This window comes from Alsobacter sp. KACC 23698, from assembly GCF_045348435.1.
GTDB lineage: Bacteria > Pseudomonadota > Alphaproteobacteria > Rhizobiales > Beijerinckiaceae > Alsobacter.
The window spans coordinates 1,282,952-1,302,334 of sequence record NZ_CP157484.1 but is presented as its reverse complement, the minus strand read 5'-3'; the positions used below and the strand labels follow the sequence as shown (position 1 = coordinate 1,302,334).

General features: G+C 58.0%; 11 protein-coding genes, 6 pseudogenes and 1 other annotated feature. Of the genes and pseudogenes, 8 read left to right on the top strand and 9 right to left on the bottom strand.

What is annotated here, in order from left to right; all coding sequences use genetic code 11:
• Positions 1–649: 649 nt before the first annotated feature.
• Positions 650–847, bottom strand: coding sequence for a hypothetical protein (locus ABEG18_RS05995; protein WP_406857180.1), 198 nt, complete (start codon positions 845–847; stop codon positions 650–652).
• A 583-nt stretch (positions 848–1,430) separates the two neighbouring features.
• Between ABEG18_RS05995 and ABEG18_RS05990 the strand changes: the two genes are divergently transcribed.
• From ABEG18_RS05990 to ABEG18_RS05980, 3 genes are all read left to right on the top strand, one after another.
• A complete protein-coding gene (locus ABEG18_RS05990) occupies positions 1,431–2,180 on the top strand; it encodes an IS5 family transposase (protein ID WP_406857179.1) in 750 nt (249 codons plus the stop codon).
• Between the two features lie 659 nt (positions 2,181–2,839).
• Complete coding sequence (locus ABEG18_RS05985) at positions 2,840–3,958, top strand: glycosyltransferase family 4 protein (RefSeq protein ID WP_406857178.1); 1,119 nt, start codon at positions 2,840–2,842, stop codon at positions 3,956–3,958.
• Between the two features lie 120 nt (positions 3,959–4,078).
• Positions 4,079–4,690 (top strand): IS5 family transposase, encoded by a 612-nt coding sequence (locus ABEG18_RS05980; protein WP_406857177.1) that lies wholly within the window; start codon positions 4,079–4,081, stop codon positions 4,688–4,690.
• On the opposite strand, the pseudogene ABEG18_RS05975 reads toward ABEG18_RS05980, so the two are convergent.
• A pseudogene (locus tag ABEG18_RS05975) lies at positions 4,626–4,793 on the bottom strand (integrase core domain-containing protein); the annotation flags it as partial. The gene ABEG18_RS05980 and the pseudogene ABEG18_RS05975 sit on opposite strands and share 65 nt — an antisense overlap.
• A 72-nt stretch (positions 4,794–4,865) precedes the next feature.
• On the opposite strand from ABEG18_RS05975, the gene ABEG18_RS05970 reads away from it, so the two are divergent.
• The gene (locus tag ABEG18_RS05970; protein ID WP_406857176.1) at positions 4,866–5,180 is read left to right on the top strand and encodes a hypothetical protein; all 315 of its coding nucleotides are present in this window, start codon (positions 4,866–4,868) and stop codon (positions 5,178–5,180) included.
• Positions 5,181–5,793: 613 nt separating this feature from the next.
• Here the strand turns inward: ABEG18_RS05970 and ABEG18_RS05965 are convergent.
• On the bottom strand, positions 5,794–6,582 hold the full coding sequence (locus ABEG18_RS05965) for an O-antigen ligase family protein (protein WP_406858540.1): 789 nt from the start codon (positions 6,580–6,582) through the stop codon (positions 5,794–5,796).
• 1,431 nt (positions 6,583–8,013) lie between these two features.
• Between ABEG18_RS05965 and ABEG18_RS05960 the strand changes: the two genes are divergently transcribed.
• Complete coding sequence (locus ABEG18_RS05960) at positions 8,014–9,000, top strand: GumC family protein (RefSeq protein WP_406857175.1); 987 nt, start codon at positions 8,014–8,016, stop codon at positions 8,998–9,000.
• Here the strand turns inward: ABEG18_RS05960 and ABEG18_RS05955 are convergent.
• A pseudogene (locus ABEG18_RS05955) lies at positions 8,974–10,198 on the bottom strand (IS3 family transposase). The gene ABEG18_RS05960 and the pseudogene ABEG18_RS05955 sit on opposite strands and share 27 nt — an antisense overlap.
• Positions 10,199–10,422: 224 nt before the next feature.
• Between ABEG18_RS05955 and ABEG18_RS05950 the strand changes: the two are divergent.
• The 3 pseudogenes from ABEG18_RS05950 to ABEG18_RS05940 all read left to right on the top strand — a co-directional run.
• A pseudogene (locus ABEG18_RS05950) lies at positions 10,423–10,786 on the top strand (IS5 family transposase); the annotation flags it as partial.
• An 8-nt stretch (positions 10,787–10,794) separates the two neighbouring features.
• A pseudogene (locus ABEG18_RS05945) lies at positions 10,795–11,896 on the top strand (IS3 family transposase).
• Positions 11,897–11,945: 49 nt separating this feature from the next.
• Positions 11,946–12,391, top strand: a pseudogene (locus ABEG18_RS05940) (IS5 family transposase); the annotation flags it as partial.
• 679 nt (positions 12,392–13,070) lie between these two features.
• Here ABEG18_RS05940 and ABEG18_RS05935 read toward each other — a convergent pair.
• From ABEG18_RS05935 to ABEG18_RS05915, 5 genes and pseudogenes are all read right to left on the bottom strand, one after another.
• Positions 13,071–13,793 (bottom strand): glycosyltransferase, encoded by a 723-nt coding sequence (locus ABEG18_RS05935; RefSeq protein ID WP_406857174.1) that lies wholly within the window; start codon positions 13,791–13,793, stop codon positions 13,071–13,073.
• A 443-nt stretch (positions 13,794–14,236) separates the two neighbouring features.
• The gene (locus ABEG18_RS05930; RefSeq protein WP_406857173.1) at positions 14,237–15,556 is read right to left on the bottom strand and encodes an oligosaccharide flippase family protein; all 1,320 of its coding nucleotides are present in this window, start codon (positions 15,554–15,556) and stop codon (positions 14,237–14,239) included.
• On the bottom strand, positions 15,546–16,583 hold the full coding sequence (locus tag ABEG18_RS05925) for a glycosyltransferase (RefSeq protein WP_406857172.1): 1,038 nt from the start codon (positions 16,581–16,583) through the stop codon (positions 15,546–15,548). The genes ABEG18_RS05930 and ABEG18_RS05925 overlap by 11 nt, the downstream gene beginning before the upstream one ends.
• A 27-nt stretch (positions 16,584–16,610) precedes the next feature.
• Positions 16,611–17,444, bottom strand: coding sequence for an IS3 family transposase (locus ABEG18_RS05920; protein ID WP_406857171.1), 834 nt, complete (start codon positions 17,442–17,444; stop codon positions 16,611–16,613).
• Between the two features lie 680 nt (positions 17,445–18,124).
• A pseudogene (locus ABEG18_RS05915) lies at positions 18,125–19,355 on the bottom strand (IS3 family transposase).
• Positions 18,956–19,072, bottom strand: a sequence feature (AL1L pseudoknot). It overlaps the preceding pseudogene by 117 nt.
• Positions 19,356–19,383: the final 28 nt, after the last annotated feature.

Genomic DNA, 19,383 nt, shown 5'->3' with positions numbered 1-19,383 from the left:
AGCGCGTCCAGAGCGTCCAGAGCCGCGCCGCCCGCTTCCCTGGCGCTGCGCTTCGGGCGAGCGCCGACGCCGTCGCTGGCCGCTCGTTTGGGCCTGATCTTCGGGTTTGCGGCCGCAGCGCCGCAGGGATGGCGAGGGGGTCGGGTCAAGGGTGCAATCTCCACCATGTCGAACGCCGTTCGACCGTTGGGGCCGCCCTGCATAGCGCGGTTGGACATGTCCGTGTCGGAGACCGACTTGGACGCGGATTGCACTCCGGAATGTTTTTAAGCCGAAACGCCGCGATCCGCAGCCCTGTCTCGTGCGCCGCGCTATCTATCCCCAGGACGCGCGACGGCGCGGACCAATGTTTGGGTCGAGGTGGGGCGAGCAGGGAGTGGCGCGTTCGCTCCTTGCACCGTAATGGCGCGCCGGCCCAGGGTTGGAGACCCGGTGCCGGCGCGTGCCAGTCGGCCCCGCACGCGCCGGCTCCGACGCATTCGAGATTGCTGCCTGGAGGGTATGCTTGTCCATGCAGCACCAAGCGCCACGATCAACGGACTGGCTTCTGAGATGAGACCCTCAAAACCGAGGTGCGCCAGTAACCTTCAGGTAACGGCTCCTCAAGGCGGCTGCGTGGTGCGCCTTCTTCGGCGCACCGTAGATCGGCTTAGGCGACGCGGAGGTCCCTCTCGGCGTCGCCCGCGATGGCGTTGTTGCGAAGCGCAAGACGGAAGGTCAGCCGGAACGCCTCCTCGCAATTTTCAATCGCATCCGCACCGCGGCGCAGGATAGCATCCGTAACTCGCCCCCGCCCGTCGCGGGACCGCTCGTCCAAGTCGACCAGTTTGATCCACGTGGCCAGCATCTGATAAGCACACGCGTATGCTGGGTGGTCCTTTGTGAGATTGCATGCCGTGTTGCTATAATGGTCCGCGATGACGGTTCGCCACTCGGTATCGAGGTGTCGGATTTCCGATGTGATCTGAGCCGGTTCGACGTCCACGGGCTCGGCAGAAAATGTCGCAAGCGCTCCTTTGAATCCCAGAGCGATGGCCTCCGGCGGAAGGCACCCCTCGTCTAAATGCCGGTAAACAATCGCAATATCGTGGAAGCAAGACGAGACTACGCGCGAATGTAACCAATCGGCCAGCCAGCTGCGAAGTCCCATAGTTATTTACCCACTTCCAATTGAGCTTTTTCACGCAGCAACAGAGCTATTGTGTTCAAGCTCGTTCCGCCGGTCCGCATTATCACCCGGGCAACCAAACGGGCTTCGGCTAAAATACCTGACGTTTGGTGGAACGCCAGACCGGGAGGAATACTGAGCGGGGATAACCTTAAATAGAAGGGGCAGAGACTTAGGCCGTGTTGACTAAAGGGGATTCCCAAATCGCCTGAGGGCTGATTCAAAGCTGCTCTTTGCGGGGAGCGGCGGCGTGTGCGGGCTGATGTCGGACGAAGAGTGGGCGTTCTTCGCGCCGTTTCTGGTGCGCACCGGCGCTCGCAGTGGTCGCCCTCCGACCGATCACCGCCTCATCCTTGATGCAATCATTTGGATCGCCCGCACCGGCGCGCCGTGGCGCGACCTCGACGCGCGCTTCGGCAAGTGGAGCACAGCCTACCGGCAGTTTCGACGATGGACGACCGCGGGCGTTTGGGACGTAATCCTTGAGGCGCTCAACAAAAGCGGCGAGGGCCAAGAGACGGTGCAAATGATCGACAGCACCATCGTGCGCGCCCACCAGCACTCGGCGGGCGCGAAAAAGGGGGATTCTCCGGGCCTCCTGGCGGCCATGATATCGGCCGTTCGCGAGGTGGCCTCACGACCAAATCCACCCCCGAACGGCCTCGGCCTGCCGGTCGGGCTCGTCCTGACGCCGGGCGAGACCCCCGATACAAAGGGCGACGGCCTATTGATGGGCCAGGCGGGGCCACCACCGAAGGTGCTGATCGCCGACAAGGGCTACGACAGCGGCGCCATTCGCGACGACCTTCGGAAGCGCAGGGCCGAGCCCGTCATTCCGTACAAGCGCAACCGCATCGTCCAAGCACCGGTCGAAGGATTCGCCTACGCGTTCCGCAACCGCATCGGCCCGACAGAATCGATCGCGGCGAAGACAAAAACGGCGCTGGGGATATCGCTTCCGACCTTCAGGACGACCGAGCGCAGAGAACCAAAGCCTTGCAGCGGGGCATAGGCGCCGACGCCGATCGGCGATCCGTCGTTCAGCCAGCCCGACATAGGGCGTCCAGTAGCTGAACTCGTAGGTGAACTGGTTAGCGGTGAATTCCCGCGTTCCGCCGACTAGGTACTGACATTCCTTAAAACGCGGATGCAGGACTTAATCAAGCTCGAATGCATCCAATCGGCGATCAGATCGGCGATTCCCATGCGAATTCATTCCCCAAGGCGGAACCTTGCTTTTTGTCGAATGCAGGTTTTGCATCGAATTTCCGCGAGGATCTAGCACACGCGCCCGTTCACGCCTATTAGGAATGGCACAAAGGTGCAGGGTTTCGGCCGTAAAAGGGAGGCTTATCGCGGTCGATCTCCCCAACTATCCTGGTCGTAGCCAGGGCCGGGACGTGCATACCTGCCGACCAATCAAATGGCGTCGCTCACATGCATGATACCGTTCGTGTACAAACCTGATTTACTTTTCTGAGCTAGTCGTCGCGAGCAGATGTCGGATCAACAGACGATCATCGAGATGCAGCGCCTTGTCCTCTGGGCTGACTTGATTGACTACTTTGCAATTTGCCTCTGAGGCACTTAGGTGTTATGGGCGTGATGTTGGCCGGTTGAACCGCATGAAATCGCGATGCGAGACGTATCCACCACTGACGAAGGCACGTAATGATGGAACAAACTTCAAGGGCCACAGATTTTCTGATTTTAACTACCCATAACTCTCTCGGAGGAACATTGGTCGTAATCGACGATTTAAGACGAGATGCGAATGAGCTTGGCTTTTCTGTGAATGTGATCTGTTTGTACAATTCGGAGAATCGATCGTCCGGCGCGGGTCAAAACGTTCTTCAGACGGGAGATGGACCTGCTCGCAGGCTGATGGCTATAATTTCTCTTTACCTTGAGCTTCGTCAGCAGAAACCGAGGGCAATTCTCACAGTGTTGCCCGTGGCCAACGTCGTTGGTTGCATCTGCGCAGCATTGAACAGGATTCCTAAGCGAGTCGCTACCCACCACGGCCCGAGTTCAAGCCAAAGATTTCCACTCAGGGTACTCGACTTGATCCTCGGTACTCTGGGCGTATATTCTAACGTTGTTTGTGTTTCCGTTGCTGCAAAGGATTCTTTCAGGCGGTACCCTTCCTGGTATCGAAAAAGAATCTCGGTGATTCTCAATGAGGTGCGCCGGTTTTCCCGTGAGCCCCATAAATCGCGGACAAGGGCTCACTACGGCATAAGTACGGATGCCACTGTTTTCACAATGGTCGGCAGATTAACTGATCAAAAAAATATATTGAACTCCATTCGCGCGATCGCTGCAGTTCCAAATGTATTTTTGGTTATCGCTGGCGACGGCCCCCTTTTGCAGGAAGCAGTTGCAACTGCGAGGCAATTAGCATGTAGTCACAGGGTTAAGCTTCTTGGTAACGTCGAACGGGATAAAGTGGCCGACATACTCTCAGCTTCGGACGTGTTCTTTCAGCCAAGCTTATTCGAGGGGCGCAGCATCGCGCTGCTTGAAGCGGTGCAGGCCGGTCTACCTATTATCGCAAGTAATATTACGAGCCAAACGGAAGTACTTAGGCTTGCATCCGGCGCGATTGCTGGTTTGGTCTGCGATCCACACGATGTCAATGACATGTCTTGCACGTTGGCTCGGCTGGCTGAGTCGTCCGCCTTACGTGACGAGTATCGCAAGCTAACACACCAGTTGCGCCACGAAAGTTCAGGGGATCTTGGGATGGTCAAGGCGTATTTGAGCCTCCTGGGCGTCTTGCATCGCTAAAGCCGAACGCTTCGGCGCCAGTTTTGGATTGCCACGGCCACCTTTAGGCCGTGTTGACAAAAGGGATTCCCAAATCGCCTGAGGGCTGATTCAAAGCTGCTCTTTGCGGGGAGCGGCGGCGTGCGCGGGCTGATGTCGGACGAAGAGTGGGCGTTCTTCGCGCCGTTTCTGGTGCGCACCGGCGCTCGCAGTGGTCGCCCTCCGACCGATCACCGCCTCATCCTTGATGCAATCATTTGGATCGCCCGCACCGGCGCGCCGTGGCGCGACCTCGACGCGCGCTTCGGCAAGTGGAGCACTGTCTACCGGCAATTTCGACGGCGGACGACCGCGGGCGTTTGGGACGTAATCCCTGAGGCGCTCAATGAAAGCGGCGAGGGCCAAGAGACGGTACAAATGATCGACAGCACCATCGTGCGCGCCCACCAGCACTCGGCGGGCGCAAAAAAGGGGGATTCTCCGGGCCCCCTGGCGGCCACGATATCGGCCGTTCGCGAGGTGGCCTCACGACCAAATCCACCCCCGAACGGCCTCGGCCTGCCTGTCGGGCTCGTCCTGCCGCCGGGCGAGACCTCCGATACAAAGAGCTACGGCCCAGTGATGGGCCAGGCGCGGCCACCACCGAAGGTCCTGATCGCGGCGACCTTGCCCCCCCGAATGCCCTCGTTCATAACCAGAATCCGTTCTGGTTGTGGTCCTGTTTGGACCGGGCTGCGAACTCGTTCGGGGTGAGGCCGCCGAGGCTCGTGTGAGGTCGGTGGCCGTTGTAGTCGATCCGCCAAGCTTCGATGATCCGCCGCGCCATCGGCAAGCCGCGGAACAGATGCTCGTTCAGATGGGGTAATCGGGGCTTGGGCTCGGCCCGCGTTTGCGCTCATGCTTCCGGTTTCTCAAGAGGGAGCGTGCCATGTCTTTGCTTTACGCCGGTCTCGACATATCGCTGGAGACTACCAGCATCTGCGTGGTCGACACGGATGGCCGCATCGTGCTTGAGGCGAAGAAAGCCTCGGGCCCTGTAGCAATCATGATCCGGCTCGCGGAGTTGTCCGCCCCCTTCGAGCGGGTGGGTCTAGAGGCTGGGCCACTGTCGCAGTGGATCTACTTCGGCCTACGCGACGGTGGCTATCCGGCCGTGTGCATCGAGACGCGCCACTCCAAGACGGCCCAGCGAGGCGGTCCAACGACGGGGAGCAGCTCACTCTCGACGGATCCTAGCTTCTGAGCGGGGTCATTTCAGGGGGCAACGTCAGCCGACAAGCGCTACGACAGCGACGCCATTCGCGACGACCTTCGGAAGCGAAGGGCCGAGCCTGTCATTCCGTACAAGCGCAACCGCATCGTCCAAGCCCCGGTCGACGGAATCGTCTACGCGCTCCGCAACCACATCGAGCGCTGCTTCAACAAACTCAAGCAGTCACGCCGCATCTCGACCCGCTATGACAAGACATCCCAGAGCTTGCTCCGCTTCGCCATCATCGGAGCCCTCCGCCTCTGGATCAGACACAGCAAGCGCGTCTCCACGAGGACGCCGCCCGTGGCTGAGGGCAAAACTGGCCGGGCGCGGCAGGTCTGACTTTGCACTGCTTCGTTATGCTCTATCGGGCCCAATTACGGCTAGTTTTCCTCCGTTCTCAATTAGTTGTCAGGATTTTGAGGGCCGAATGCCAAGTCGCGCGGAGCAGCCAAACAATTTTAGGTCACCTTGTATTGCCAGGAGCAGGGTGCCGCGTGACCGCAGTTCATCGTTGATCATGACTGCGACCGACCTCTGAGGTCGTCACGGAGGCGCTCGGGAAAAAGGGCCGTTGCAGAAAAACACCGCTGCCCTTCAGACGTCATGTGATTCGAGAAGCCTCCTGGTCTGCACGACCGAGTCTAAGTGCCGACTGCCTCCAGACCAGCGCAACCGTCACAAATAGAATGATGTTCATAGGAGAGTCCCGATCGAGCATACTGCTCTCATTGAGATTGTGGGCGGCACAAAAAATCAGCATTGCAACGTACAACGACCGCGCGCAAGGATCGATTCCCCTTAACGATAGCAGCTTGGAAAAGGGGATAATTAGCAGTGAACTCACTGCTAGAAAAATACCAGGCGTCCCAAGCTGGGCCATTAGATCGAGGTATCCGTTGTGCCCATTGCCAACTTGTGTAACCCAGCTTGCCGTATACCTGTAAATCGGGCTATCGGACCCAATGTCCCAGAAAGAACCAAAACCCGCACCGAGAATCCAGTTTTCTTGCCAGTAAGAAACCAGGGCTGGCCAGATTAGAACCCTTCCGGTCAAAGTGTCATCAGCTTGAAGATAGGGCATCAAATCTGTGAGGTAAATGTATCCGACGAGAACAATACCTAAGCAGCTCATTACGATTCCGATCGAGACTAGGAGCTTGTAATCAATCCGGTACGGTAGGAGAAGCCATCCAGCGACGGTGACGGGACCTAACAACCCCAGTGATGTTTTTGATTTAGTAAAGTAAAGAAAAACGAACGCGACGGAGAGCACGAGGGCCCTCACCGCCAGTCTAATGTGTCCGGCATCAAATATGAACAGAATGATCGTAATAGCGCTAATTGCGCCCGCAATATTCTTCTCAATCAATACGCCACGCCAATTGTCCACCAACTTTGGATCTCCGCCCTCGAAACCCTGATGGATCCCAACTCCGGGAAATACGGCCACAACTACCAAGTTGATTACCAGCAATGTTACGAGCGCTACCCGGAACGCGTCTAGAAGCCTTTTTGTATCACAGCGAGAGATGATTGCAAAAATGCACCACACGACGATCGTGGTTAATGCAATTCTGCGAATCGAAACGCCGGGCACAATCGCCCATGTGACGCTGAGCCAACACCATCCTAGAGTGAGAGTTATGGAAAAGGGTAAGACGAGCATACGACGAAGGTCCCGGTGCGTTCCTGCGTCCCCTAAGAGAACAAGAAGTATAACGAGATACATTACTTGTCTAAATAGACTTCCTCCGCCTCCCACTTCGTCGGAACCGCCGAACCTTGTACCGAGCCAGGAGCAGAAAAGAATCAAAATGAATATCCATTCAGTCTGTGACGCGTTACGCACTCCTCTGGGTTCTGCCGCTCGGGACATCGGTTCAGAGTTCTGATTTTTGAATTGCTCGGATTTAGCTCGCAAAACGTTTCCTCGTGCGCTATACAGTACGATAATAAGGCCAGCGTTCAGTGGACGCTAGATACCCGTCAAAGCATTGCGCGATCCAACGTTTCCGGTCCAGATTTCGGCGATGCTGCTGAACTACGCTCTCTCGATGGGGCTGAAGCAGGAATCAGGTCCACGGCGGGGGCGATGCCAGCCCCGCGTGCCCGGCCTGGCGAGGTCAACTCCACCGGCTTGAACGGCGGTTCCGATCTCACGGTAGACCTCAGCAATCTGCCCATAAGCGGTTTTTGCAAACCCAGTCTGGCTTTAGCGTTCGTCCGTTGTCAAGGACTGCGACTGAGATATAAAAGTCGAAAAAGGGCGCGATCACGTAGCTACAGATATCAAAACAGCTTGGCCGTATGTCTGCCACTATACCCCGCACGAAAATGACGGCATCACCACTGGCTTGCAGGATCGCACGACTTATCTTACAAATGTGTGGCAAAGCGGAGAGCTTCAGTGGATAGTTTCGGGTCCGCCGACCACGTTACACCAGAGCGAGACATCAGGTGGTTGTTCTCTGCCCTTAGGATGCGAAAGTGGCGAGCGTTAGGTGCATTTTTAGCTCCGTTAATCGGCGCTTCGTTTTTGTACATCGCGGTTAGTCCGAGATATGAGGCATATACGACCCTCTTAATTGGACAGTCCGACCCCGGACACTCGTCTGGCCCGTTGAGCATGTCACCCGAGATTGCCCGATCGCAAGCGCGGATCGCTGAAAGCGACGACGTGGTACGATCCGCAATCCGAAAATTTGGAATAAGTCGAATTCAGACCCTTACGCCGGCGACTGACAGACAGAGTCTGGGCGGCCTAGTACGGCGCTGGGCGGGGCAGGTTCAGTCCACAGAGCCCTCGCAGCCCATAACACAGATGGACGCCGCCGTGGCACAAATAAGCAAGTCTGTAACAGTGCGAGTAGAACCTAATACCGATGTTATCAGCATTGCCTTTGTTCACGAAAATCCGTCCGTAGCCGCATCGTTCGCGAACTCGCTGGCGGAAGCGTTTGTCGATAGGCAAATCGAACTTTTTAGCCGACCGGGAGCCGTGGACTTTTTCCGCGATCAAAAGGCTGCTTTCGAAGCCGAGTTGGAGAAAAGCGCCGCTGCCTTAGACAAGTTTATGCGCAGGGAGGCGACCTACTCGATTTCGGAAGAGAGGTCGCTGCTGTTGAAAAGGCGGTCTGACATATCCGCCTCATTGACCGCCACAAGAAGTCAGTTGGCTGAAAAGGGCGGTCAGAAGGACGAGCTCGTATCTCAGTTGAGGCGTCTGAAGCCAGTTACGAGTTCCCCTTTTGTATCGGGTTTGGTTGACTCACTAGGTTCCGACGACCGTACGCCATCCGGTTCGCGCTCTAGAACTGGCTCGCCCTCAACTGAGTACAAATCGTCTGTTAGCGACGACCCACCGCTACTTATGGTAAAGGTCTACCAAGAGTCCATTGTGCTCTTATTTCGTGTAAACGGCGAGCTGACTGGACTTCAGCGCCTCCAAACTCAGCAACAGGCAGAGTTACAGGGCATTGACACTGAACTAAGGGGCCTTTCAGCAAAGGCTGGTGAATTTGAGCGCCTCAGACGTGAGCTGGCGCTAGCCACGTTAAACGTTGAAACGTACTCGAAACGAACCGTCGACGAGCAGATTACCACGGCTCTTCAGGCGGCAAAATTCACGTCCGTTCGGGTGATACAACCTGCGGCGATCCCGCTTCGTGCAACATATCCTCGCGGCCATATATTTCTTCTCGTCGGTACCTTCGTAGGTGCTATCTTTTCATTTTTTGTTGTTCTTTTACCGCGCCCTAATGACGGAGTGGAGTTGACCCCGTCAGACCGGACACGCGGCAGGCTGTGACATGGCCCGGATATACTCCCGAGGGGAGCGGTATCCGAGCCGGCTATGCGGATGGACATCGTTGTAGTCGGCCATCCAGAGGGGGACTGCGGCGAGCGCGGCTTTGCCGTTCGGTATCGGGTTCACGCGGACATAGTCACGCTTGAACGTTTTCACGTACGCTTCGGCGACGCCGTTACTCTCCGGGCTCTCGACCGGAGTGAAGCAGGGATCCAGGTTTAGGGCGAGGGCGATACTGATGGTCTTGGCGGCCGCATAGATCGATCCATTATCACTCAGCCACTGCACGCGATGGGGCGCACGCGGGCTGTCGAAGCGAGCCTCGACGCAATGGACCATCATGTCCTGGATCATCTCTCCCGATAGCCCGGCTGTCGTCGCCGTCCAGCCAATCACCTCCCGGTCATGGCAGTCGAGAACGAAGGCCACGCGGACGACCTCGCCAGTCCAACAGGTGAACTCCAGGCCGTCGGAGCACCAGCGGACATTCGAGTGAAGGGTGGCGACTTGACCGTCGTGCTCTCGGGCATGCCGCCGGCCCGTGTGTCGCGCCAGCAGGAGCCCAAGCTTCTTCATGAGCCGGTACACCCGCTTGGCGTTGACCGGCGGCAAGCCGGTGGATCGCCGCCCGCGCTTGAGGAGCGCGGCGATCTGCCGGTACCCATAGGTTGGCCGGGCATCCACCAGGCGCCGGATTTCGGCGCTGAGCTCCACATCCCCCTCCCGGGTTTGGGGGCTTCGCTGCGGCCGCCCCCGAACGCGTTCGGCGATGTTGGACCGGGCGACCCCGAGCGTGTCGGAAACCGCTTTCATCGGGAACCGTCCCCGGGCTCAGAGCTCGACAGCGAGGTCGCTTTTTTTGCCCGTGCGAGGTCGAGCGCCTCCTTCAGGATTTCGACTTCCAGGGTCTTGCGCCCGAGCATGCGTTCGAGATCGCGCACGCGCTCCTCAAGGCGTCGCACCTCACTTACGCCCACGACGCCGTCGTCAACGCGAACGGCTTCCTTGCCGCCTTCGCTCATCAACTGCCTACATCGGAATACGAGGCTGGCGAAAGCCCATGACGACGGGCAACATAGCTGATCGACATGCCGGGTTGCATCGTTTTGGCCACAACGGCGAGCTTCTGCTCGGTCGTGAAGCGCCGACGGCGAGCGATCCCGGTGATCACTTCCACCTTCGAGAAGGTCTCAGACATAGGCGTATCCCTAGGTCTATGCCTAGGTCCTCCGGCTGACGCCGGTGTCCGGTCGAAACGGGGAGCACTTCACGGAGGCAGAGGCAACTCTGGCGGAGGGAAGGTCAATAGAACCTGACCTGCCACTGGATATCTATCTAGTTAGCGTCGATTAGGTCGTAAACTCATACAAAGGGATTCCATTCAGCGGTGAATGCTGATTCAAGCTCCTTGGAGGGACCCGAATGAGGCAGCGCCGTTACGAACTGACCGACTTTGAGTGGTCGATCATCGAGCCTTTGCTGCCGAACAAGCCGCGCGGCGTTCCCCGGGCGGATGATCGCAAGGTGCTGAATGGGATCTACTGGCGCCTGCGGACGGGCGCGCCCTGGGCCGACATCCCCGAGCGCTACGGCCCGGCGACGACCTGCTACAACCGCTTTGTTCGGTGGCGGAAAACTGGGGGTGTGGGAGCGGATCTTCCACGTCGTTTCCGCTGGCTATGATGGCGACTTGCAGATGATCGACTCTTCGTCGGTGACCTGCTTCCCGTTTTCTGGACCGCCGAAAGCTGGAAAATTCCAGTTTTGCAGCCCGGGCCGGCGACGGAGATAGCGATGAAGAGGTCCAAGTTCACGGAGGCGCGGATCGCCTTCATCCTGAAGCAGGCCGAGGAAGGCGCGCCGGTGGCGGAGGTCTGCCGCAAGGCCGGGATTTCCGACGCGACGTTCTATGGCTGGCGCAGGAAGTACGCCGGCCTGATGCCGTCGGAGATGAAGCGGCTGCGGGTGCTGGAAGAGGAGAACGGCAATCTCAAGAAGCCCGTCGCCGACCTGTCGCTCGACAAGGCCATGCTCCAGGACGTGTTGTCCCGAAAGCTCTGAGGCCTGCGCGGCGGCGCCTGCTCGTCGACGAGATCCGGGGGACATGGAAGGTCAGCGTCAGGCGGGCCTGCGCGGTCACCCGGTTCGAGAAGTCGACCTACTGCTACAAGAGCAAGCGCCACTCGCAGGCCGCCCTCGTCAAGCGCATCAAGGAGATCGCCGAGACGCGCGTGCGCTACGGCTACCGCCGCATCCACGTGCTTCTGCGGCGCGAGGGCTGGGTGGTCAACGCGCCAAGCGGATCTACAGGCTCTACAAGGAGTTGGGCCTGCAGTTGCGCAACAAGGCGCCCATGCGTCGGGTGCAGGCGAAGCTGCGGGAGGACCGGCGTCCAGCCGTCCAGGCCAACGAAACCTTGGCGATGGACTTCGTGCACGACCAGCTCGCCACGGGGCGCAAGATCCGGGTCCTGACCATCGTCGACAAGTTCACGCGCTTCTCGCCGGCTCTCGAGCCGAGGTTCTCGTTCCGGGCTGCCGACGTGGTCGAGGTGCTCGAAAAGGTCGGGCGCCAGGTCGGCTTTCCGAAGATGATCCGCGTCGACCAGGGCACGGCGTTCGTCTCGCGGGATCTCGATCTGTGGGCCTACCAGCGTGGGGTGACGCTCGACTTCTCCCGACCAGGCAAGCCGACCGACAACGCCTTCATCGAGAGCCTGAACGGCAAGTTCCGGGCGGAGTGCCTCAACGCCCACTGGTTCATGTCGCTTGAAGACGCCCGCCGAAAAATGGAGGATTGGCGCAGGCACGACAACGAGGAGCGCCCACACAGCGCGATCGGCGACAAGCCCCCGATCACGCTCCTGAATCGGTCAGCGGTCCATGGCCCACCCTGACCTGAAAGACCTTGGAGCGGCCCAGCGAGGCGGTCCAACGACGGGGAGCAGCTCATCGGTGCGCGTGCATCAGCATGCCGCCAACGTCAAAAAGGGGGCCTCGCGGAAGCGGACGCCGCCCTTGGGGACGAGCCTCACACCCGATGCATGGGGCGCTCGCGAGGCGGACTGACCACGAAAATCCATGCCCTGGTCGACGCCAATGGCCTGCCGATCCAGCTGAAATTGACGGAGGGCCAAGCTCATGACGGGCGAAGCGCCGTCGGCATGCTGGACGGAATGGGAGAAGGCCAGATCCTGCTTGCGGATCGCGGATACGACAGCGACGGACTCCGGCGCTCGTTGGTCGAGCGCGGCGCTTGGGCCAACGTCAAGCCAATGCCAAACCGCAAGAACGTCCCCGCGTTCAGCCGCTTCCTCTATCGCTTCCGCAATCTCGTTGAGCGGTTCTTCAACAAGATCAAACACTTTCGCGCTGTGGCGACCCGCTTCGAATAGCACGACGCCAACTACCTCGCCCTCGTGAAGCTCGCCGCAGTAAAAATTTGGATGAGGTTTATGAGTCGGTGACCTAGAGCCTCGGCGGGTTTTGCGCTGTGTGGCGCGGTGGGAGAAACGAGCGATCGGCGGAACTGGTCGGGGTAGCGTAGCCGATCGTCCGTCCACCCGCTGTTGAGGCGCGAGGGCTGGGTTGTCAACGCCGAGCGGATTTACTGACTCTACTTGGAGTTGGGCCCTGCAGTTGCCCGACTCTCGCGAAGCTTTGGCTAACCGACGCTACACGACAGCGTGGAGGAAACAGCGGCTCTGCCTTGTTTGAGATAGGTTTCTGCTCCACGCCCCGGTCTCACCTTCACGATTCGGCGCGCCGGTAATTACGTCACTTTCCTGCGAAACGATGCAGCTGAAGCCCTTGTGGGGGTGATTGATTGGAAGACGGCCCTCAACTACCTTATTGGCACCAAGATAAGTACTGGCTTTGAATGGTAAACGGAGTAGCCTCCTGTATTGAGTCGACCATCGGCGGCGGCACTGAGGCATTCTCTGTATTGAGCTACGCCGTCGCCTTGCAGGGCAGTGCGCGGGCGGGCCGTTCGGTCGGTTCGCCATTGAAGACCTGAGCCCAACTTGGGCGGCATACCGGTCCGGTGCATACTCCGAGCGCTTGACAACATCAAAAGCCGCGCAAGCGTATTTCGTTCAGCTTAGATTTGTCGTCTTTATTGCCTCGAACCCAACTTGTAACAAGCTCGCCCCATTTGGTCCGAACCTGGATCCCCGACCAAGCCTCGCTCGAGTTCTCAGACAGCCTCTGATAGAGATAATTATTTTCATACAAACGCTCAACCGAAGCAGCCAAGTCCGCGGGATCGCCAGATCTGAAGACCAGCGCACTACGCCCATCAACCAAATACGGGACAAACATTGGATGATCAGAGCATATGATCGGCGTTCTGGAGCAGAGTGCTTCATAGATAGTGAGCGGAAGTCCTTCCGGGGAGGAGTGCCTGCTCGGCACGACAACAGCGTCAGTATTGAGCATAAACCCGAACACCTCTGAATTGGATATACGCCCAACGAATTGCACGTGCCCACCGACATTAAGCCGTGCCGCGAGCGCTTCATATTCGGCGATCTGACCGTCTCCTACAAAGGTCACTTCGATTGGGATATCCCTGTTTACCAGGATTGGCAGTGCCCGCACTACGTCTCCCACCCCTTTGCTCTCGATAACCGAGCCGACGAAAAGGAGCTTAAAGACTGCGCCGAAGCTTTTCTTTGGTCGATAATGGTCCGGGGTTCTGTCTTGGGGCCAATCCCACGCGACAATTTTTGACTTTATTACACCGATACGCGCGAGCGATTTGCACGCCGCACTCCCGTGATTGGCTATCATTTCAACTGAGGGATCGTTTAGTAGAGAAGTGAGGCGTCCATATCTCAGAAGCCGCCTGGCCCACGAGATTTCAAAAGAATCGGCAAATACACACAGTGTGCGCAAACGCCTGCGCACAGCCCACTTCAATATGGGTGTTAGTGGTCCTAACACAACTATTTGTGTCGGCGCGAACGTTTCAATCCAGGAAAGTGCACACGCCCCCCGATCATCGTTGTTCTCGCCAAGCCCTACCAGTCGCACCCCCGAACTGAGTACCACATCGTGTTTCGACGGAGAATTCACACACACGACAGCTACCGCGTCACAAAATTGCGCTAACTTATCCATTGTCGCTAATACGTACCGGTGTCCATAGTATGTTTCCGATCCCTCCTCGGCCAGCCGGTGTGCCTCTCTGTAGTCACCGCGAAATTGAACAAAGAGGGTCCGCTGCTGCTGCCTTACCAAGACCGAATTCCCTGAATTGCGGACAGAGGCGTCCCTAGTCCGAACAAGTGCCGGATCCCTAGTTGCGCCAGGAGTGATGAGCAAAATATCACGTGAGCAGCCACGGTGGGGAGAAAGAGGCGTGGCTCAATTTTTTTTATTCGAACGGCAATCAAGAGAGATCGACAAATTTCGGAAACTGCTATCGCCATTACCGCACCCTCAAGTCCAAAAATGTTGTGGAGCACGAAGATTGTACTCAACAGTACTCCCAGCTTGGTAGCGCTTGCGGCACCCATATTGCTCGGAACCCCGGCCGAAAGCAAGGACGCCTCGTTCAACGTCGCAACGACATTAAACCACGCTCCAAATAGCAAAATGCTCAACATCCAGGCTGCATCGCCATATCTCTGATCGTATACACACCGGATCACAAAATCTGCCCAAGAGCACGCAATGGCTATGAAGATCGCTGAGCCAAACTGGAGCATCATCTGCCATCGGAATACGTATTCCGACCCATCCGGATCACGGTGCCGCGAGAGATGAGGGAAGAGTAGCTGGTAAGCAACACGCCCTGCGAGTGAAGCGGGGAGATCCGCAATCGTCCGAGCGAGTCCGTACACTCCAAGCGCTGTGAGTCCATCGACGCTTCCGATGATCAGTCGATCGACATTAGAGGCGAGATATGAAAGCAGTGAGGCAAATACGATCCACCGGCCAAAGCTCAAAATTTCGGTGACGTGGGAGTGGACCAGTCTGAGCTTCGGGATCCGGAACGGGAGAAAATAACTGAGAAAAGCTCGGATTGCGGTGCCCACGATTGCAGCAAATATCAAAGACCAGACAGACTTCATTGCAATGGCGAAGACAATGGCACAAATGGATGCCAAAAATTCAGACGATACCTCGAACAAGTTACGTCGCCTGACATCGAGAGTTTTCACGGCGGCGAAAACGGCGGTAGAGGTTAACGAATTGACGAAGGGAACCACGCTCATTGCGAAAAAAAACTTTACGTCGACTGAATAAACTCTACTCAGGGGAATAGATGCTACCACAAATAGGAAGCTCAGCAGGATTCCTCTTATGATCTGAAGAGTGAATGCTGTGTCGTAAAACGCTGGGGCAAGTCCTCCCTTATGATGGACAATATTCTGCTCGATGCCTATGTCTGAGAGCAACTCGATACCAGTACGTAGGCTATTCAGAATGACCATCACGCCTAGCGCGTCTGGGTAGAGGATCCTCGATACGATAACACTTGTACCAAGCCGTATCAGGAGTGATGTAGCAAAGCCTAAAACGGTCCAGAATGCGTGACTACCTATCACAGGTGCCGCTCATAGGTTTGAGATCTTCGGTGCGCTTCGTTGCGATCGCCTCATGCTGGATAACCCGAAAGGGATCCTGGCGAGGCCACAAGGCTCCTCGTAGGAAGGCTATCGATCCAAGGATCCATGCTACCAAAGAGAAAACCCCAAGTCTCAGGGACTGGCGGCGAAAGCTAAGTAGGATGATTCCTGATCCGAGCATGGCTATTACGAACGCGAGACCGGACCAAGGGTAAAGTGCCGCGATAAAGGCCGATGTTAGGCTAGCAGAACAGACCGCTAAACTATATTTAATATGGGCTAAGTTCTTTACAACCCTTAGGAACGTTGCCTTTCCTATGCTGGCTCGGAATACCTGACCGGCACCACACGCGTATCCTGATACGAACCGGGTCCAGAGAAGGGAATAACTGGGGACATCGTGGCCGAAATGTTCGACTGCGGTCACATCGAGCCGCGCGAGCTTCCATCCATTTGTAAGCAGTCTCGCTCCAAGTTCAAATTCTTCGAAAGCTTTGAGATTTTGATCAGCGAAGTACCCAACACTTTCAATTGCGGCTCTCCTGTACAACCCACCGCCGTCCAATCTGTCAACGTCGATTGAGGACGTGCACTGCCGCATCTCCTCGGATTTCGCCCGGATTCGGAATTCGTGGGTTGTTAAGACAAGCTCCTTTGTACGTCCGCCCACTCCGGCGTACTCTGGGTTTTTGTTAAGAAATTCCATAAATCTCTCCGCCGCATCTGAATTCAGTACCATATCTCCATCCATTAGATAGAAGAACTGACCTTTTGATTCCTGGTATGCCAATTGCGCTCCCGCGCCACATGAACGTTCCTCAGGAGCTGCCATACGAACTATCCGGATTGGATAAGAAGACGCAATTTGGACTGTTTGGTCTGTAGAGGCGCAGTCAGCGAGGATCACCTCTCCGCTGAATTTATTTGCTACTTGCAAGGCGCTCGCAATCGAATTCGCAATCCGACGTTGCTCGTTCAACGCCTTTATCCCTATTGATAGCAACATGGAAGTGCCATTCTGGAGTTGACCCCGTCAGACCGGACACGCGGCGGGCTGAGACAAGGCCCGGATATACTCCCAATGGGAGCCGTATTCGGGCCGGCTATGCGGATGGACGTCGTTGTAGTCGCCCATCCAGAGGGAGATTGCTGCGAACGCGGCTTCGGCGTTCGGGATTACGCGGAAATAGTCACGCCTAATCGTTTTCACGAACGCCCCGGCGTGGCCGTTACTCTCCGGGCTCTCGACTGGGGTGTAGCAGGGATCCAAGTTCAGGTCGAAAGCAATTCCGATGGTTTGGGCGATTGCATAAACCCACCCATTGTCACTCAGCCACCGTAAGCGATGGAGCGCGCGGCAGCTGCCGAAGCGAGCCTCGACGCAATGGACCATCATGTCCCTGATTATCTCGCCCGATTGCCCGTCTGTCGTCGCCGTCCAGCCAATCACCTCCCCGTCATGGCAGTCGAGAACGAAGGCCAAGCGGACGGCCTCGCCGTTCCAACAGGTGAACTCCAGGACGCCGGAGCACAAGCGGACATCAAAGTAAAGGATGGGGCCCTGGCCGTCGTGCTCGCGGGCATGCCGCCAGCCCGCGTATCGTGCCAGTTGGAGCCCATGCTTGTTCCTAAGCCGGTACACGCGCTTGGCGTTGACAGACAGCAAGCCCGTGAATCGCCGCTCGCGCCTGAGGAGCGCGGCGGTCCGCCGGCACCCATAGGTTGGCCGGGCATCCACCAAGCACCGGAGTTCTGCGCTTGGGTCCAAGTCCCCCTCCCGGGTTCGAGAGATTCGCTTCGATCGTCCCCGAATGCGTTCGGCGATGTTGAATCGGGCGACCCCGAGCGTGTCGGAAACCGCTTTCATGGGGACCGTCCCTAGGCGCAGAGCTCGGCAGCGAAATCGCTTGTTTCCGCGCAAGGTCGAGCGCCTCCAAGGTCTTGCGCCCGAGAATGCGTTCGAGATCGCGCACGCGCTCGTCAACGCGCCGCACCTCACTGGCGCCCGCGACGTCAACGCAAACGGCGTCCTTGCCGCCTTCGCTCATCAATTGCCTCCATCCGAGGCCGGGCAATCGCCCACGACGACGGGCAACATAGCCGAATCGACATGCCGGGTCGCATGGCCTCGGCCATGACGGCGAGCTTCTGCTCGGTCGTGAACTGCCACGGAAAGCGATCCCGGTTATCACTTCCATCTTCGCTAAGGTCTCGGGCATGGGCGTATCCCCAGGTCAATGCTAGGTGCACCGGCAGACGCCGATGTACGATCGAAACGGGGAGCACTTCTTCTTCACCAGGAAAACCTCTATAGCAGATAAACGTTCTCGCCAGGGCTCATTTATCGAATTTTCGCCATGGAATCTAGTCTCTGATCCGGTCCCCAGAAAATGGACCGTTTGCGCCGCATCACTCTCCCCTGCGATCGATGCGGTTAGAATCGCGGCCTACAGGCCGCCCACGTTTTGTAAGCGCGGTGCCGCATCGTTGCGCATGCGGCCGGTGAAGTTAACCGCTCCGGGTTTCCCGGAGGCCATTTCGTTTGAATCAGGCCGCCATGGCTGGCTCGTCCAGCATGGCGTAGTAGCGTACCTCGGCCTCGGCCGGCGGGATGTTGCCGATAGGCTCCAGCAGCCGGCGATTGTTGAACCAGTCGACCCAGGTCAGCGTGGCGAACTCGACGGCCTCGAAGCTTCGCCAAGGTCCGCGTCGGTGGATGAGCTCCGCCTTGTAGAGGCCGTAATCGTCTCGGTGAAGAGCGTTGTCGTAAGTGTCGCCGACGCTGCCGACGGAGGGCTCGATACCGGCCTCGGCGAGGCGCTCGGTGTATCGAATGCTGATGTATCGAGAACCCCGGTCGGAATGGTGCACAAGGCCGCCGCGATTGACGGGGCGTCGCTCATGCAGGGCCTGCTCCAGCGCGTCGAGCACGAAGCTGGCGTGTGCGGTCCGGGATACGCGCCAGCCGACGATGCGACGGGCATAGGCGTCGATGACGAAAGCGACATAGTCGTAGCCCGACCAGGTGCTGACATGGGTGAAGTCCGAGAGCCAAAGCATGTTTGGCGCCGGCGCACGGAAAACCCGGTTCACATGATCGAGCGGGCACGGCGCCGCCTTGTCGGCCACGGTGGTGCGCATGGCCTTACCGCGGACAACACCGTGCAGACCCGCGCTTCTCATCAGGCGCGCCACGGTGCAGCGAGCGAGTTGGAGCCCTTCTCGCTTCATCTGCCGCCAGACCTTGCGGACGCCATGAACCTCGAAGTTCTCGTCAAAGACCCGCTGGATCTCCGGCAACAGGTCGGCATCGCGCCTCGCCCGGATCGAGAGTTTGGTCGGATCGGCACGCCGCGAGACATGGGCATGGTAAGTTGACGGGGCGATCGGCAGCACCTTGCAGATTGGCTCGACCCCATAGGCTCGACGGTGATCGTCGATGAACGCGATCATCGCTTGAACGGGCGGTCGAGCTCCGCCTGGGCAAAATACGCCGATGCCTTGCGCAGGATCTCGTTGGCCTGTCGAAGCTCCCGGTTCTCGCGCTCTAGCGTCTTGAGCTTGGCCGCCATGTCCGTGGTCAGGCCGGGCTTACGGCCACTGTCGACCTCGGCCTTCTTGACCCATTCGTTCAGCGCCTGCGCCGTGCAGCCGATCTTGCCCGAAATCGACATGATTGCGGCCCAGCGGGACGGATGCTCCCCTCGTGGTCCAGCACCATCCGCACCGCGCGGGACCGCTCCTCAGGCGAGAACTTGTTCGTCGTCTTGCTCGTCATAGCTCCACCTTCTCAGGAGTTGGAGCCT